This is a genomic window from Phocaeicola dorei, from assembly GCF_013009555.1.
GTDB classification, from domain to species: domain Bacteria; phylum Bacteroidota; class Bacteroidia; order Bacteroidales; family Bacteroidaceae; genus Phocaeicola; species Phocaeicola dorei.
Genome location: NZ_CP046176.1, coordinates 1,034,525 through 1,049,321 on the forward strand (window position 1 = coordinate 1,034,525; position 14,797 = coordinate 1,049,321).

A 14,797-nucleotide genomic window follows, 5' to 3' on the forward strand; every position below is an offset into this window, starting at 1 on the left:
TATAATTTTTAAAAATGAATACTGCAAGTTAGTTTATAGCTTCTACCCGGCATCGGGTAGCTTTTCACTATGTCATATTGTTTATTTCCCAAATTGATAATATCTCCCCGAAGATTGTATGTAAACTTCTTTATCTTGAAGCTGCGGTATAATGAAAGTCCGTATTCTATATATCCATCCATTTCATTACTTGGACGATTTTCGGAAGCAATATATCGTTTGCTCACACCTGTAGCATGAAGAGAAGCATTTATGAAAGGATTTTCCAAGGCTAAAGAAGCACCTGCGCTATGACGTGGGGTATATGCAATCTGATGTTTGTAATATACGACTTCCGGGTCTGTTTTATCTACTGCATATTGATAGGTATAGTTTCCAGTCAATAGTAAGGAATAATGTTTTGCAAGTTGGAAAGTGGTGTTTATATTGGCATCTACTCCCCAAATTTCTACTTTGCCTAAATTTACCATATTCCAGATAAACATATTATAGGGCATTGCCACAATTTTATCTTTTACCTTATTATAATACCCATCCAATGTCAGACTGATTGCTGGTAGCCAGCTTGTAAAGTTGTTCTGGTAAGTGATACCTATATTATATTGTTGAGCCTTTTCGGGACGAAGATCACGGCTACCCATCCGGTCAAAGTAGTTTTCAGAAAAAGTAGCCACTCTGAATATGTCTTTATAGGAAGCCCGAAGGTATAGCTGTCCGTCTGTACAAGGTTTCCATGAAAAAGAGAAGGAAGGGGATAATTTTCGCCGGTTCTCAGCTCCGTTTCCTTCTTTTGCACCATTAAGATATATCGATCCGAGTAGTATGGCAACAGCTGTTATGTTATCAGTTTGATATCGGAGAGTTGCTGTTTGTAATATAGAATGCCGGTAAGGGCTTGTATTGTTAGGAGTATTGGCATTTAGGTTATTATATATGTAATCTGCCGCATAAACCATGCTCCAGTGACTAGTCGGAGTATATAGTAATGCTCCTGATGTATAGTATTCTCGTTGGAAATAACGGTCGTTTAATTCTCCTCCGGGGTATTTTCCTCCTTCATCGTGGTAATGAGATTGGCTCCAGTTAAATTTCCCATTGATTAACAAAGAAAGATTATTTTCCCAATAAGTACGGTAATGTACTTGTGAAAAGAAATTTCGTTCGCGTAACTTCTCACGGCTTTTCGCGTTGTAAAGAATGACTGCACCGGGTAATTGCTGATTTGTATCGTAATAATAAATCTTTCCGTTCAGTGTGCTTCTGTTATTAGGGCTGATGTAAAGATTCAGTTCTCCTCTGTAGGTTTGAATGTTGTTGTTATAGCGTTTTTCTTTGGAAACATAATCTCCGTTGACTAAAGTGAAAGGATATAGGTTATCTGCCCTCATAAATTCACCAGTGGTAGATGCTGAAATCTTTTCGTTAAACTTTTGTTCGTAGCGGATAAGGGGATTAATCATCCCGAAAGAACCTGTCTTTATCTGTCCCGTCAAGTGATTTTTTTTGTTTGAAAAATCCGGGGATATGCTTTGTAATTTTAAGGCGGCAGCAGAAGCAACTGTACGTGCCGGTACAAAAATATCTTCATTGTCCCCAATGGTCAGTGAAATTTGCTGGATATTGTCAATAGAGAAACGAGACAAGTCTATTTGTCCGCTTTGACAATCACTGAGTGTAACCCCGTCATAAACTACGGCTGTATGTTTGGCTCCTAAACTCCGAACGGAGATAGTTTTCATTCCTCCTGCACCCCCATAATCCTTTATGTTGACTCCTGAGAAGCGACGTAAAGCATCAGCAATATCCGTAATGCCTTGTTGTTGCAATTGCTTCTTGTCGAGTTGTTGGAAGGGACTGCTACTTTTAACCTGTTGCTTGGTACGTTCAGCCGTAACCGTAACTTCGTCTATTTTATGCACTTTCCCGGTAATGGAATCTCCTTTCTCCTGTGCCTGTATTTCAAGCGGCAATAGGATAAAGCTGCAAAGCAGACAAAGCCATAGCTTATAAGCCTGGTTATTTCCTTTCATTTAAAAAAACATATTAATGAATAAATACCGCATTCTTACCGCTGCTCTTTCCTCGAAAGCGACGGTCGATGACTTTACGTTTTGCAGGTCTTCTGACTTACTCCTGTTTACTTGCCTTCCCACCTTAATTATATATACAGGCAGTGGCGTGAGTGGATAAATAAACCTATCCCCTTATAGGGGTAGATGGAGCTTACAGCAGCGGGACTGTTCAGGACTTGCACCTGATTCCCTTTTCATCCGCTTCCTCGCATCAGTCGGAGGTACGCGGAACAAAACGTGGCAAAGATAGTTTGTTTGGATGAATAAGAAAAGGGAAATGATAAAAAATCCTTTTTTGAAATTAGTTGCAGATTTATTTCTTTCCCAGCAAAAGTAGGCGTGTGTAACGGTTCTTTTTTAGTGGCAAAACTAGTTGATTCTATCCATGTTGAAGATAAAATGAAATAGTATTGAATAAAATAAAACTGATGCTTAACAACATTCAAATATTGATTCGCTTTATTCAATATAATCACTATATTTGTTAAATGAATAATCTTAAAATACGTAATAGATGAAACATTTGAATTTTATTTTAGCCGGTTTATTTTTCCTGTGCGGTCTTTGTTGTCGGGCACAGGTGCTTCCTTTGGAAGAAAATGTGGTGTTGAACACCAAGGAAGGACAAATCAAAGGAAAACTGCTTTTGCCCGGTGGGGTGAAAACCTGTCCGGTGGTGCTTATTATAGCCGGATCCGGACCTACGGATATGGATGGTAATTCAGCCATTGGCAATTTGAGGAATAATTCGTTGAAGTTCCTGGCAGAAGGCTTGGCGGCAAACGGCATCGCTTCCTTGCGCTTTGACAAGCGGGGGATAGGAACCAGTGCGTCGGCTGGTAAGGAGGAAGCGAAACTTCGTTTTGAAGATTATGTGAACGATGTAACTGGCTGGATTGATTACCTGTCGAAAGAGAAACGTTTTACGACGATCACGGTGGCAGGACATAGCGAAGGGGCGCTGATTGGAATGTTGGCCTGTCAGAACCGGCCGAAGGTGAAAGGCTATATCTCGATTGCCGGTGCGGGTCGTCCTGCCTACGAGATTATAGAGGCGCAAGTGACCGCTCAACAGAATCCGGAAGCGGTGCGGAAAGAGGTGGCATCCATTAACGGGTCTTTGAAAAACGGCAAGGAAGTGAGTGACGTGCCGGCTTATCTGCAATCATTGTATCGGGCTTCTGTCCAGCCTTATTTGATTTCCTGGTTCAAGTATAATCCCCGGACGGTGATTGCTTCCGTCAAAGTGCCGGTTCTCATTGTTCAGGGTAAAAATGATATTCAGGTATCGGTGGAGGATGCCGAATTTCTGAAAAAGGGTTGCCCGGCTGCCGAGCTGCTTTTGATTGATAAGATGAACCATGTGCTGAAAGATTGTGAGTCAAAGGCCGTACAGCAGCAGATGCTTACTTATGGGAATCCTTCTCTGCCGGTGAACAATGCTTTGATAGCTTCTGTCAGTACATTTGTGAAAAAACTGAAATGATATGGGAGAAATAAAGAAACGTTTGCCGTTGCAATGCCCTGCGTGTAATGCACCGTTGAGGGTGGGTAGGCTTTTCTGTGGAGAATGCCGCACGGAAGTGTGCGGAGATTTTGAACTGCCTGTGCTGGCACGGCTTTCAGATAAAGAGCAGCAGTTTATTCTTGCGTTTGTCAAATCGAGCGGAAGTTTGAAGGGCATGGCGAAAAGTATGGGGGTCAGTTACCCTACGGTGAGAAATATCTTGGACGATTTAATTGATAGACTTTCTAAAATGGATGAGTAATGGGAAATAAAATGATAGGCAAAGCGGTGAATCAGTTTATACAGATTGCCGGTATGTGGGCATTGGTATGGGGAGCGTTGGGGGGCCTCATTTCGGTCCGGTCCCAATCCTGCCTGGTGGTGTTATGCGGCAGAGCATCTGATTGTGTGGCTGTTGTGCCATATGTTGATAAATCATTTTTATGGATAAAATAAAAAAGAGGATGCAAAAAGTCTTGTTGGAGCTTTGACATCCTCTTCTATGTTATACTGATGCGTTATTTAATCTTTTCTCGAATCTTGCTAAGATAGGCACGCATCCCCGCAGCATCTTTCTTGTTGATGATATCCAACAGCTCATTTAATTCTGTACGGATACCTTCTACCTGTGCCGGGGTGCGGGGATTGAATAAAATTTCCTGCAACAGGTAGTCGTCTTCGCTTAGTACTCCTTTAGCTATCTTCATGTGGCGTTTGAAAGTAGTACCGGGAGCGTCCTGATGCTTCATCACTGCCGCAAAAACAAAAGTGGAAACAAAAGGGATAGACAGTGAATAGGCCACTGTCTCATCGTGCTCGTCGAAGGTATACTCAAAGATATTCAGACCAAGGTTTTGGTATAAGTCTTTGAAGAAGATTTTACCCAAATGGTCCCCTTCGCTGATGATGATGGCATTTTCGGTGCTCAGTTTGTCTAGGTTGGCAAATGTGGGACCGAACATGGGGTGAGTAGACACATAACGGAATCCGCATTGGTCATAAAATTCTTTCAGTCCGGTCTTTACCGAGGCAATATCGCTGATGATGCAATCCTTGGGGAGAGCAGGCAATACTTGGTGAAAAGCATCCAGTGTATATTTCACGGTTGCCGCATTGATAACCAGTTCGGGCTTGAATTCTTCAATCTCTTCGAGTGTGGTATATCGGTAGGTATTGTAAACAAAACGAAGGCGTTTCGGGTCTACATCAAATACGGCGGTTTCGTGCTGGAAGCTCAATACATCGGTAAAGAAGGAGCCCATTTTACCGGCTCCTAAAATTAATATTCTCATCGGTTTACTTATTTATGATTTCCATTTGTTGCCTTACGCTTTCTTCGTGGATGGCTTCGAATACTTTTTTAATGAAATCTGAGTCCATGCCGCACAGTGAGCCTTGTGCACCGCGCTTGTCTAGAATTTCATTGTAACGGCCTGTCTGCAGAATGGTCATATCATGTTCTTTCTTGAATGTACCGATTTCACGGCAGACACGCATACGTTTTGCCAATACCTCGATAATCTCATTGTCGCAATCATCGATTTGGTTACGCAGTTCGCCCAGGTTTTCGGTGGTTTGGGTTTCTTTGCGGATGACTAGCAGATTTAGGATATAGTCCAGCACATCGGGAGTGACTTGTTGGGCGGCATCGCTCCATGCACAGTCGGGATTGCAGTGTGATTCTACGATTAAACCGTCAAAACCTAAGTCCATCGCCTGCTGGCAGAGGGGAGCTACCAACTCGCGCTTGCCACCGATATGGCTGGGATCACAGAAAATCGGTAGTTCGGGAATGCGGCGACGCAATTCGATAGGGATATGCCATTGAGGCAGGTTACGGTAAATCTTTTTATCATAAGAAGAGAATCCGCGATGGATAGCACCCAGTTGCTTCAAACCTGCATTATTGATGCGCTCGAAAGCTCCAATCCACAATTCAAGGTCAGGGTTGACAGGGTTTTTAATCAATATAGGAATGTCCACACCTTTCAGAGCATCAGCAATTTCCTGCACGGCAAACGGGTTGGCAGTGGTGCGTGCGCCAATCCAAAGCACATCAATACCTGCCTTTAAACATTCGTAAACGTGTTTGGCTGTAGCCACTTCGGTGGCAACATACATACCGGTTTCCTGTTTCACACGTTTCAGCCATGCCAGGCCATCTACACCGATGCCTTCGAAACCTCCCGGTTTGGTACGCGGTTTCCAAATGCCGGCACGGAAAATCTTGATGCCTTTATTGGCCAGCATGAGAGCTGTATCCATAACTTGCTGTTCTGTTTCGGCACTACATGGGCCGGCGATAATCATCGGGCGTTTTTTTTCAATTCCCGGAAGTTCGATGGGTTTTAAATCTAATTCCATAATCTGATATTTTGTTTTGTTACATTATCTTTTTAATTCTTTCCAGTGCTTCAGCCAGTTTTTCTTCTTTGGCACAGAGGGAAATACGTATATAGCGTTTGCCGTTACTGCCGAAGATGAAACCCGGAGTGATGAACACACGTGCTTCGTGCAAAACTTTTTCGGTCAGTTCTTCCACGTCATTGTAAGATTCGGGAATACGTCCCCAAAGGAACATACCTACCTGATTGGGATCAAAGCTACAACCGAGTACTTTCATAATCTCTTCTGCCAGTTGGCGGCGGCGGCTATATACATTGACGTTCGCTTCTTCGTGCCATTCCACACTATTGTTGTAAGCTTGTGCGGCGGCCAGTTGCATGGGGCGGAAAGTTCCTGAATCAATATTACTCTTTATTTTCAATATCCATTGTACAAACTGCGCATTGGTGGCAAGCATTCCCACACGCCAGCCGGGCATATTGTGGCTCTTGCTCATAGAGTTGAACTCGATACAGCATTCTTTGGCTCCGGGCACATTGAGAATACTCAGTGGTTTTTTGTTCAGAATAAAGCTGTATGGGTTGTCGTTTACAATCACAATATTATGGCGGCGTGCAAAGTTTACCAGCTTTTCATAAAGTTCCATCGTGGCGTTCGCTCCGGTCGGCATATTGGGATAGTTGGTCCACATAATCTTGACGCGGCTCAAGTCCATCTTCTCCAGTTCATCAAAATCGGGTTGCCAATGGTTGTCTTCGCACAGGTTGTAGTTCACAATCTCACTGCCCAATATTTTATTTAAAGAGGTGTAGGTAGGATATCCCGGATTGGGAACTAATACTTGGTCACCAGGATTGACCAATGCCAACGTCACATGCAGGATACCTTCCTTGGAACCGATCAGAGGCTGGATTTCTGTCGCCGGATCAAGATCGACGTGATACCATCGTTTATACCAGTCGGCCATAGCTTTGCGTAGTTCGGGGATGCCGACAGTAGGTTGGTATCCGTGAACATCGGGGCGTTTTGCTTGCTCGCACAGTACTTGCACGGTTTCTTCCGAAGGGGGCATGTCAGGGCTTCCGATGCCCAAACTGATTACATTCTTACCTTCGGCATTCATTTGTGCCACTTCTTTCAGTTTACGGCTGAAGTAGTATTCGCTAACATTCGCCAGACGGTTTGCCGGCTGAATATTATATGGTTGATGTTCCTTCTGCATATTCTCCTAATATTTTAAGTTCTTTTGTCAATGGTGAAACGGCGTCGATAGATTGCTTGTATCTTAAATAATCATTGAAGATCACGTCTACGTAGAACAGATATTCCCATTCTCGGCCTATAATCGGTAATGATTGAATCTTGGTCAGGTTTATTTTATAGAAAGAAAAGATAGAGAGCACTTGCGACAAGCTTCCTTCGTTGTGAGGGAGGGAGAAAACGATGTTGGCTTTGTTTACTTTCGAACGTTCACGTAAGTCATCGGCTTTCCATGGGTCGGCCACTACAAGGAAACGCGTGAAGTTGTGTTTGTTTGTTTCGATGCCTTCTTCCAATACTTTCATTCCGTATAGATCGGCGGCATATTTGGAACAGATGGCGGCATGACCTTTCAAGTTTTCCCGTTTGATGGCTTCTGCACTTCCTGCTGTATCTTCCGTTTCTACTATCTTCAGTTTCGGATGTTGCATCAGGAACTCTCGGCATTGTGCCAAGGCAACGGGGTGGGAGTTTACTTCGGTCAATGTATTCCAGTCATCGTCGGGCAGACACATGAAACTGTGCTTGATGCGTAGTTTGTGTTCTCCGATAATGGTCATTCCACTTTCGCGCAGCAACTCATAGTTATGCAACAAGCTTCCTGCAATGGTGTTCTCGATAGCAAGCATACCAATGACATTGCTATCCTGTTTCATATTCGAAAAGATTTCTTCGAATGTGGAGCAGCAGATTAGTTCGATTTCTTCACCTGGGAAGAATTTGTGGGCGGCAATGTCATGATATGAGCCCGGTACACCTTGTATTGCTATCTTTTTCATTCGCTATTGTATTATAAAAAAATCCCGCTTCTGCCGGAAGCGGGATTTCGTTGTTATTATCACATTGATTTATTCGTTGTTTAACGTATACATACAAATTCCCGCTTCACTTTGTTGCTAAAGTAAAAGTAATAAAAGAAGAAAAAGTATGTATTGTATAATGCTTTCATTTTGTTCTTATTGTTATTGAATACGCTGCAAAAGTAATATATTTCTAGCAAAAACAAATAAATAAGAAGTTTTTTTTCAATTTTTTTTTTTAGACAGTGCCTGTTTGGCTCCTGCTTTCCATAATTCCCGGCATCTGTTGTAAAGCCCAATCTACTAATCCTTCTATATGTGGTATTAAGCTTTTCCCTCTTTCTGTCAGTTCATATTCTACTCGTGGCGGAACTTCGGCATATACTCTCCGGCTCACTAGTCCGTCAGTTTCCAGTGTGCGCAGGGTTACAGTCAGCATGCGTTGTGAGATATCGGCTATTGTCTTATGAATATCGCAAAATCGCATGGTTCCGTTAGCATTTAATGTGATAAGAACTAGCATAGACCACTTATCACCAAGCCTGCACAATACATTCCGTACAGGACAATTATCATCCGGATGAAAATTTTTCATTTTTTAATATTTCCTATTTCCTTGTCGTTCAACAATGGTTACCTCTATGTAAGTTCCTTATCTACAGGTGCCTTCTTGTTTTTTGGAAGAAGGATACTTATATTTGTATCACAAAAGTAATAAACTTACTAAAGATAACTATTGTTTTACTAGATAAATTTATTGTTTCACTTATAATTAGTTAAGATTATGGCAAAGAAAGTAGCTGTTTTAGCAGTAAATCCGGTGAACGGATTCGGTTTGTTCCAATATTTGGAAGCGTTTTTTGAAAATGCTATATCCTATAAGGTGTATGCAGTGGCGGAAACAAAGGAAATTAAAACAAACTCGGGTATTGAATTGGTGGCCGATGATGTGATTGCAAATCTTATAGGGCATGAGGATGATTTTGATGCTTTGGTTTTTGCCTGTGGGGATGCGGTTCCTGTATTCGCTCAAAATGCGGATAAGCCTTATAATGTGGACTTGATGTCGGTCTTGAAAGCATTTGCTGGGAAAGGAAAGATCCTGATAGGTCATTGTGCTGCAGGCCTGTTGTTTGATTTTGCTGGAATTACAGAGGGAAAGAGATTAGCTGTGCATCCTTTGGCAAAACCGGCTGTAAGTAAAGGGATGGCTACTGATGAAAAATCGGTTGTTGATGGTAATTTTTATACAGCACAAAGTGAAAACTTTGTTTGGACAATGATGCCTCAGGTAATTGAAGCCTTGAAAAAATAAGGGAATTAATGTCGCCCAATGTAGAAATTTCCTATATTTGGGCGACAATTCCTAAAAATAGAAACAATGAGATACAATTTTGATAAAGTGATAGATCGCAGCGGTACGTCTGCTGAGAAAGTAGAAGGGCTGAAGCATATTTGGGGACGTACGGATTTGATTCCTTTATGGGTGGCTGATATGGATTTTGCCACAGCTCCTTTTGTAACAGATGCTATCCGTAAACGTTGCGAAAATGAAGTTCTAGGGTATACAGGTAAACCAGATAGCTATTATAATGCGATTATAAACTGGGTAAAACAGCGTTATGATCTGGTTGTGGTCAAGGAAATGATAAATTTTGTTCCCGGCATTGTACCAGGTATCGGTATGGCTATGAATTGTTTTACTCAGAAAGGGGATAAGGTAATGATTCAACCTCCTGTTTATCATCCTTTTGCATGGGTTACTACTCGTAATGAGCGCACTTTGGTTACCAATCCGTTAAAATGGGAAAACGGCATGTATCGTATGGATTTGGATACTTTTCGTGAACAGATTAAAGGTTGTAAGCTGTTTATTTTATGTAATCCTCATAATCCGGGTGGCGTTGTGTGGACTGAAGCAGAGTTACGAGCGATAGCTGATATCTGTTATGATGAGAAAGTATTGGTCTTCTCGGATGAAATTCATGCGGATTTGACTTTACCTCCTCATACACATCGTCCTTTTGCTACTGTCAGTGAAAAGGCTCGAATGAACTCTGTTACTTTTATGTCTCCTAGCAAGGCTTTTAATATGCCGGGACTATCTGCCTCACATGCTCTTATTTTTAATGAAGATTTGTGTAAACGTTTCCGTATCTATATGGATGCCGGTGAGTTGGATATGGGACATGTCTTTGCTTTTCTTTCTGTTGAGGCTGCTTATAGTCATGGTACGGAATGGCTTGACCAATGTTTGGCATATATACAAGGAAATATAGATTTTGTAGACGATTTTTTGAAAAATCATGCACCTAAAATCAAGGCCATTCGTCCGGAGGCTTCTTATTTAGTTTGGCTGGATTGCCGTGAACTGAAGTTGAGCCAGAAAGATTTGAATGAATTCTTTGTAGATAAAGCACATTTGGCATTGAATGACGGGGAGATGTTTGGTAAGGAAGGTATTGGCTTTATGCGTTTAAATGTGGCAAGTCCGCGTTGTATCATCGAAAAGGCGATGAAACAACTGGCGGATGCTTATCAACTATATATAAAGTGATTATTTTAAGTATTGCGTCTTGAAAATATTCACGCATAAAATGAAGATGGATAACAATAACGGTCCGAATATGACACCCATGAATCCGAATAAAGAAAGTCCGATGACTACTCCAAAAATGGTGATGAGTGGATGGGTGTCTGCCATCTTCTTTTGCAGAATAAAACGGATGAGATTATCAATGTTTGTTACAATTAATCCACAATAAAGAAGTAATCCGATGGCATGTGTCCAATCTCCTGAAAGAGCAAGATAGGCAGCTAGCGGGAACCATACCAATGCTGTTCCTACAATAGGAATGACGGTGGCAAAGCAGGTCAGGAAGCCAAACAATAGCGCGCTGGGTACATCAAATAAATAGTAACCTAATGTAGCTATTCCTCCTTGAATGACTGCTAGTAAGGGAATACCTATCGCATTACTCCTTACAATCATATTAATTTCTTTCAGTACATTTTTTTTGTTTGTATCGCTGAAAGGAAGTAACTCATAGATATATTTTTCCATTTGAATTCCGCCAATTAGCATGAAATAGAGAACAAAGACCAATACGAAAGCATTAACGGCAAAGCTACTGATACTTCCCATCAGAAACTGTCCGATGGCAGGAAGAATTGAGGCTATGGATGAAATGTTTTCCGCATTTAGTAAGTCATATCCCGTCTTGGTATGGAGCCAATCGGCAAGATTGGTTACCGTATGGATAAAACCTGTCGTATCTACGTTTACCGTCTGTAATTTATTGATTAATAACCATACGGCCAATGATAAAGGTACAAGAAAGCACATAATAGCTTCTATCAAGAGTAAAATGGCTGTAATGCTTTTTTTGAAATGCTTTTCTTGGGTAAGATAAAACATTTGTTTTCTTACCATAATGTAAATGGTGCATGCTCCTAAAATACCTCCCATGAAAGGAGACATTTTTATAAATAAAATAAGTCCTAATCCCAGTATAATGGTGATAAGGGAGTATTTCCAATATTGTTCTTTTACGCTCATGTGTTTTTTGCTTATTTTGTATATAAATAAACAATAAAACGAATTGAAATGTTCCGCTTTTAAAACGGAACATTCTTAGTCATGTTTTCATAATTATTGTATTGACCGCTAATATTAATTTCATTTTCAGGAGCCAGTTCTATTGCTTTCTTCATATCTTCCACAGATCCGTCTTTGTCTCCTTTAAGTAATTTGATACGTCCTCGTTCATGATATGCTTTGGCAAAGTTTGGATTGATTTCAATGGCTTCATCATATATAACCAATGCTTTGTCAAAATCTTTGTTTGCCAGATATAGTTCGCCTGACAGGATATAGGCCTTTTCATTGAACGGATTGAGTGACAATACTTGATTAAAACATTCTTGTGCTTGTTCCGGTTCATTGGTGGCGGCTAGAATTTCTCCTTTCAAGAGCAAGGCTTGTTCGTCGTCGGGATTGAGGCTGAGTAACTTTTGTATATCTTCAGCAGCATCTTTTGCTTGTTTCATTTTCCAAAGTACTTCAGCGCGTAGCTGGTATGCTTCGGTATAATCTTCTTTCAATACGATAGCTTTAGTCAGCATGGCAATGGCAGTGATATCATCTTTCATGCCGATAGCTGCTTTTGCTGTCAAATAGAAAGATAGGGGGTTCTTATTATCTAAAACCAAAGCTTTTTGGCAGGCATCCTTCATATTTTCGTAATCTTCCTGCATATAGCAGATGCCAGCTAGTGAAAGGAAGGTGTTTACTTGTTCAGGATCTTTTGTAGCCATGCGGTCTAGTGTGATACGGGCGTCATCTAGTCGGTTCGCCTGTGTATAAGCAGTGGCTAGCAGGCTGAGAGTTTCTAATTCATCGTTGATGGCAACTGCCTCTTCAAAACATTTAATGGCATAAGGTAGTTTACCCATACGTTGGGCGCGGATGCCATCGTATTTTAAAATCTCGAAGTTCTTTTTATCATTTTTCTCTTTTTCGGTTTCGGGGATGTTGTTTCCGCCGAATAAGGATTTAAATAAGCCCATAATTTATAGTTGTTTTATTTGTCTATTGTTATAATAAATCGTCTGAGGTAAATTTCTTGTTCCTGATGCTGCATGTTGGTAAAACGTGCTGCCTTTATTGGTTTCTGTTGTAAACTGGCAGTCAGTAGGTTCTTTTCTTGTGTAAAGTTTACTTTACTCCAATCTTTTCCATTTGCAGATATCTCAAGGCTTCCCCAAGTTGCGATTTCCGGTTTCCCGAAATCTATCTCTATATTTTCTCCGGGATAAACTTGATCCAGTTCGATAGTCAATGAACCATTACCGGGCCATTTGATAACTTCCAGCGCCGGAGAAATCTGAATGCGGTTTATCTTTACCTGTAAAGGTAAGTTCTTTATCTGACTGATATCGCTTATTAGTTTATGCGGCATATAGTCGGTTTCAGCATTCAGCAGTGTACTATATTTTTGGTTATAGCATTGCGTGACGGTGGCGAAAGTTTGATCAATCAATGGCTTGATTACCCTTCCTGCTGTCTTTATACCCGGCTGGTAAGGGTTTTGGTTGTATGTCTGGTCAATTTGAAACATTTGTTGTTGTAAGGCTTTCACGTGCTTGTATTTACGCATAAATAAAGATTGGTCATTTTTGTCGTATGCTTTGACCATTGCCAATACTTCATTTCCGGTTTCTCCCAATAGTTTGAATTGATAAAGCCAAGGCATGATTTCTACTATAATCGGATTTTTATCAGCATGGGCGACTAAAATATCACTTGATTCAATCATCTGGCTGAAGGTTTCTTGTAGAATAGAGAAATCTTTTTCAGTGTAAGTCTTATTTTTTATGTAACTTTCAGTAAAGCTTTGCGCTGTAGGTTGGAGATTTACAGATTCCTCTCGGCGATATTTATGTCCATTGGGACCCAAGTCCGAATTGTGGGCAGCAAAGAATTCCAATTCAGTGGCTGCATCGGGCAAAATGTTCATAATAGCATCTTTCCAAGTTTTTTCACTGTTATATTTTTGGGGATTCCAAGCGTATGAGGCTACACTATAAATAGCTATTTTAGAAGCCTCGGCATGTTCCATCGGATTAGTTACAAAGCCAGACATCTGATGGGCTATTTGAGTATCGTTTCCATATACTGGTCCCATGAGCAGATGATCTCTAACGTAATCGGAAACAGGAAAGTTCCACCATATATATGCCGGACGTTTAATCCGGTCGTTTATCCATTGAATACCATCTTGGGTAATATCGGAAATAACTCGGTCTCCTGTCCACATAATTTGTATGGATGGATTCAGTTTGTCTCCTAAAGTAGTAAGATATCCTTTAGCAGGGTCGGACCAACTTTTATTGTATTCCGTGGGACACATGATAAGGGGAGTTACATCTGGTTTTACTTTTACAAAATGTTCATCTATGTAGTTCAGCAGTTCTGCTTGTTTCACAGGGTTAGTACCTTCTCCTGAAATATCATCAAAGAAGACGGCAAAAGAACGGACACCGAGATGATACATCTTTTCAAATTTTGCCAATAATAGTTCACGGTCTTCCTTATTCCATTTGATGTCTTGCCCTGGATGGATGGCCCAAACAAAATCTATTTCGTTTTCTTGGGCTACTTTTACTAATTCCTGTAATTGTTTTGCTTCTTTTTCGGGGTAAGGCAAGCGCCAGTTGGGAGAACTATGGTAAGGATCATCTTTAGGACCGTATATATAGGTGTTCATTTTGTTTTCACCATAAAATTGAAGTTGGCGAAGACGGGCATTATGGCTCCAGGGAGTCCCGTAAAATCCTTCTACGACACCACGGTAGCATATGGCCGGATAGTCTTGTATCTCTATTATCGGTAATTGGTTATCTTTGAGCAATTGTTTTAAGGTTTGCAAGGCATAGTAGGTTCCACGTTCATCGTTCCCTGCCAGAATTATTTCCTTATTATTGATGGATAGATAATAACCTTCCTTTTGGTTGGGGATTTGACGAGTAAACTTGCGGATAGATTTGTCTCCTTTTTCTCCAATATAAATGCGCAAACCGGTATTGGCCGGGTGTTTTCCACCTAATAAATCTTTTAATTCTTGTACGGCATATGGATTAGCTTCAGTTTCTCCCAAGAGCTGGTAAGTTTCAGGTAAATTGATTTGTCCGCCTTGTTTGGAAACTTGTTGAGGGATGGGCTGTACATCTATGTTTTGGGCAAAGATAGTACAACCGGTAAAAAGACAAATGATTGCCAGATGCATTTTTTTCATATTCTGTTGGGGTAA

Annotated in this window: 14 protein-coding genes and 1 riboswitch; of the genes, 5 read left to right on the forward strand and 9 right to left on the reverse strand. The window is 41.0% G+C overall.

All coding sequences use genetic code 11. From position 1 onward, the window contains the following. Nucleotides 1–8: 8 nt before the first annotated feature. Entirely contained in the window at nucleotides 9–2,030 is a 2,022-nt protein-coding gene (locus GKD17_RS03990; RefSeq protein ID WP_007836772.1) for a TonB-dependent receptor plug domain-containing protein, read from the reverse strand. A gap of 65 nt (nucleotides 2,031–2,095) precedes the next feature. Continuing rightward, a riboswitch (cobalamin riboswitch) is annotated at nucleotides 2,096–2,323 on the reverse strand. 263 nt (nucleotides 2,324–2,586) lie between these two features. Between GKD17_RS03990 and GKD17_RS03995 the strand changes: the two genes are divergently transcribed. The 3 genes from GKD17_RS03995 to GKD17_RS04005 are packed head-to-tail and all read left to right on the forward strand — an operon-like array spanning nucleotide 2,587 to nucleotide 4,035. Further along, nucleotides 2,587–3,558, forward strand: coding sequence for an alpha/beta hydrolase (locus GKD17_RS03995; RefSeq protein ID WP_007836773.1), 972 nt, complete (start codon nucleotides 2,587–2,589; stop codon nucleotides 3,556–3,558). A gap of 1 nt (nucleotide 3,559) precedes the next feature. Continuing rightward, nucleotides 3,560–3,841, forward strand: a complete 282-nt coding sequence (locus GKD17_RS04000; protein WP_007836774.1) for a DUF2089 family protein — start codon at nucleotides 3,560–3,562, stop codon at nucleotides 3,839–3,841. Further along, nucleotides 3,841–4,035 (forward strand): hypothetical protein, encoded by a 195-nt coding sequence (locus tag GKD17_RS04005; protein WP_007836775.1) that lies wholly within the window; start codon nucleotides 3,841–3,843, stop codon nucleotides 4,033–4,035. Before GKD17_RS04000 ends, GKD17_RS04005 begins: the two co-directional genes overlap by 1 nt. Before the next feature lie 62 nt (nucleotides 4,036–4,097). On the opposite strand, the gene GKD17_RS04010 is transcribed toward GKD17_RS04005, so the two are convergent. From GKD17_RS04010 to GKD17_RS04030, 5 genes are all read right to left on the reverse strand, one after another. Next, a complete protein-coding gene (locus GKD17_RS04010; RefSeq protein ID WP_007836776.1) occupies nucleotides 4,098–4,871 on the reverse strand; it encodes a prephenate dehydrogenase in 774 nt (257 codons plus the stop codon). Nucleotides 4,872–4,875: 4 nt separating this feature from the next. After that, a complete protein-coding gene (locus GKD17_RS04015) occupies nucleotides 4,876–5,943 on the reverse strand; it encodes a bifunctional 3-deoxy-7-phosphoheptulonate synthase/chorismate mutase type II (RefSeq protein ID WP_007836777.1) in 1,068 nt (355 codons plus the stop codon). A gap of 19 nt (nucleotides 5,944–5,962) precedes the next feature. Further along, nucleotides 5,963–7,147 carry a pyridoxal phosphate-dependent aminotransferase gene (locus tag GKD17_RS04020; RefSeq protein ID WP_007836779.1) on the reverse strand — a complete coding sequence of 395 codons (1,185 nt, stop codon included), beginning with the start codon at nucleotides 7,145–7,147 and terminating at the stop codon, nucleotides 5,963–5,965. Then, nucleotides 7,122–7,964, reverse strand: a complete 843-nt coding sequence (locus tag GKD17_RS04025; RefSeq protein ID WP_007836786.1) for a prephenate dehydratase — start codon at nucleotides 7,962–7,964, stop codon at nucleotides 7,122–7,124. The genes GKD17_RS04020 and GKD17_RS04025 overlap by 26 nt, the downstream gene beginning before the upstream one ends. Nucleotides 7,965–8,223: 259 nt before the next feature. Further along, on the reverse strand, nucleotides 8,224–8,580 hold the full coding sequence (locus GKD17_RS04030; RefSeq protein ID WP_007836789.1) for a winged helix-turn-helix transcriptional regulator: 357 nt from the start codon (nucleotides 8,578–8,580) through the stop codon (nucleotides 8,224–8,226). Between the two features lie 189 nt (nucleotides 8,581–8,769). Between GKD17_RS04030 and GKD17_RS04035 the strand changes: the two genes are divergently transcribed. Together GKD17_RS04035 and GKD17_RS04040 are read left to right on the forward strand one after the other, a co-directional pair. Beyond that, nucleotides 8,770–9,300, forward strand: a complete 531-nt coding sequence (locus GKD17_RS04035; RefSeq protein WP_007836791.1) for a DJ-1/PfpI family protein — start codon at nucleotides 8,770–8,772, stop codon at nucleotides 9,298–9,300. 66 nt (nucleotides 9,301–9,366) lie between these two features. After that, nucleotides 9,367–10,542: a MalY/PatB family protein gene (locus GKD17_RS04040; protein ID WP_007836794.1), complete on the forward strand. Its 1,176-nt coding sequence runs from the start codon at nucleotides 9,367–9,369 to the stop codon at nucleotides 10,540–10,542. On the opposite strand, the gene GKD17_RS04045 is transcribed toward GKD17_RS04040, so the two are convergent. From GKD17_RS04045 to GKD17_RS04055, 3 genes are read right to left on the reverse strand one after another with little or no spacing between them, the layout of a single operon-like run. Then, nucleotides 10,543–11,544, reverse strand: coding sequence for an AI-2E family transporter (locus tag GKD17_RS04045; protein WP_007836796.1), 1,002 nt, complete (start codon nucleotides 11,542–11,544; stop codon nucleotides 10,543–10,545). A gap of 59 nt (nucleotides 11,545–11,603) precedes the next feature. Continuing rightward, complete coding sequence (locus GKD17_RS04050) at nucleotides 11,604–12,554, reverse strand: tetratricopeptide repeat protein (RefSeq protein WP_007836798.1); 951 nt, start codon at nucleotides 12,552–12,554, stop codon at nucleotides 11,604–11,606. A gap of 14 nt (nucleotides 12,555–12,568) precedes the next feature. Continuing rightward, on the reverse strand, nucleotides 12,569–14,782 hold the full coding sequence (locus GKD17_RS04055; RefSeq protein ID WP_007836803.1) for a beta-N-acetylglucosaminidase: 2,214 nt from the start codon (nucleotides 14,780–14,782) through the stop codon (nucleotides 12,569–12,571). Nucleotides 14,783–14,797: the final 15 nt, after the last annotated feature.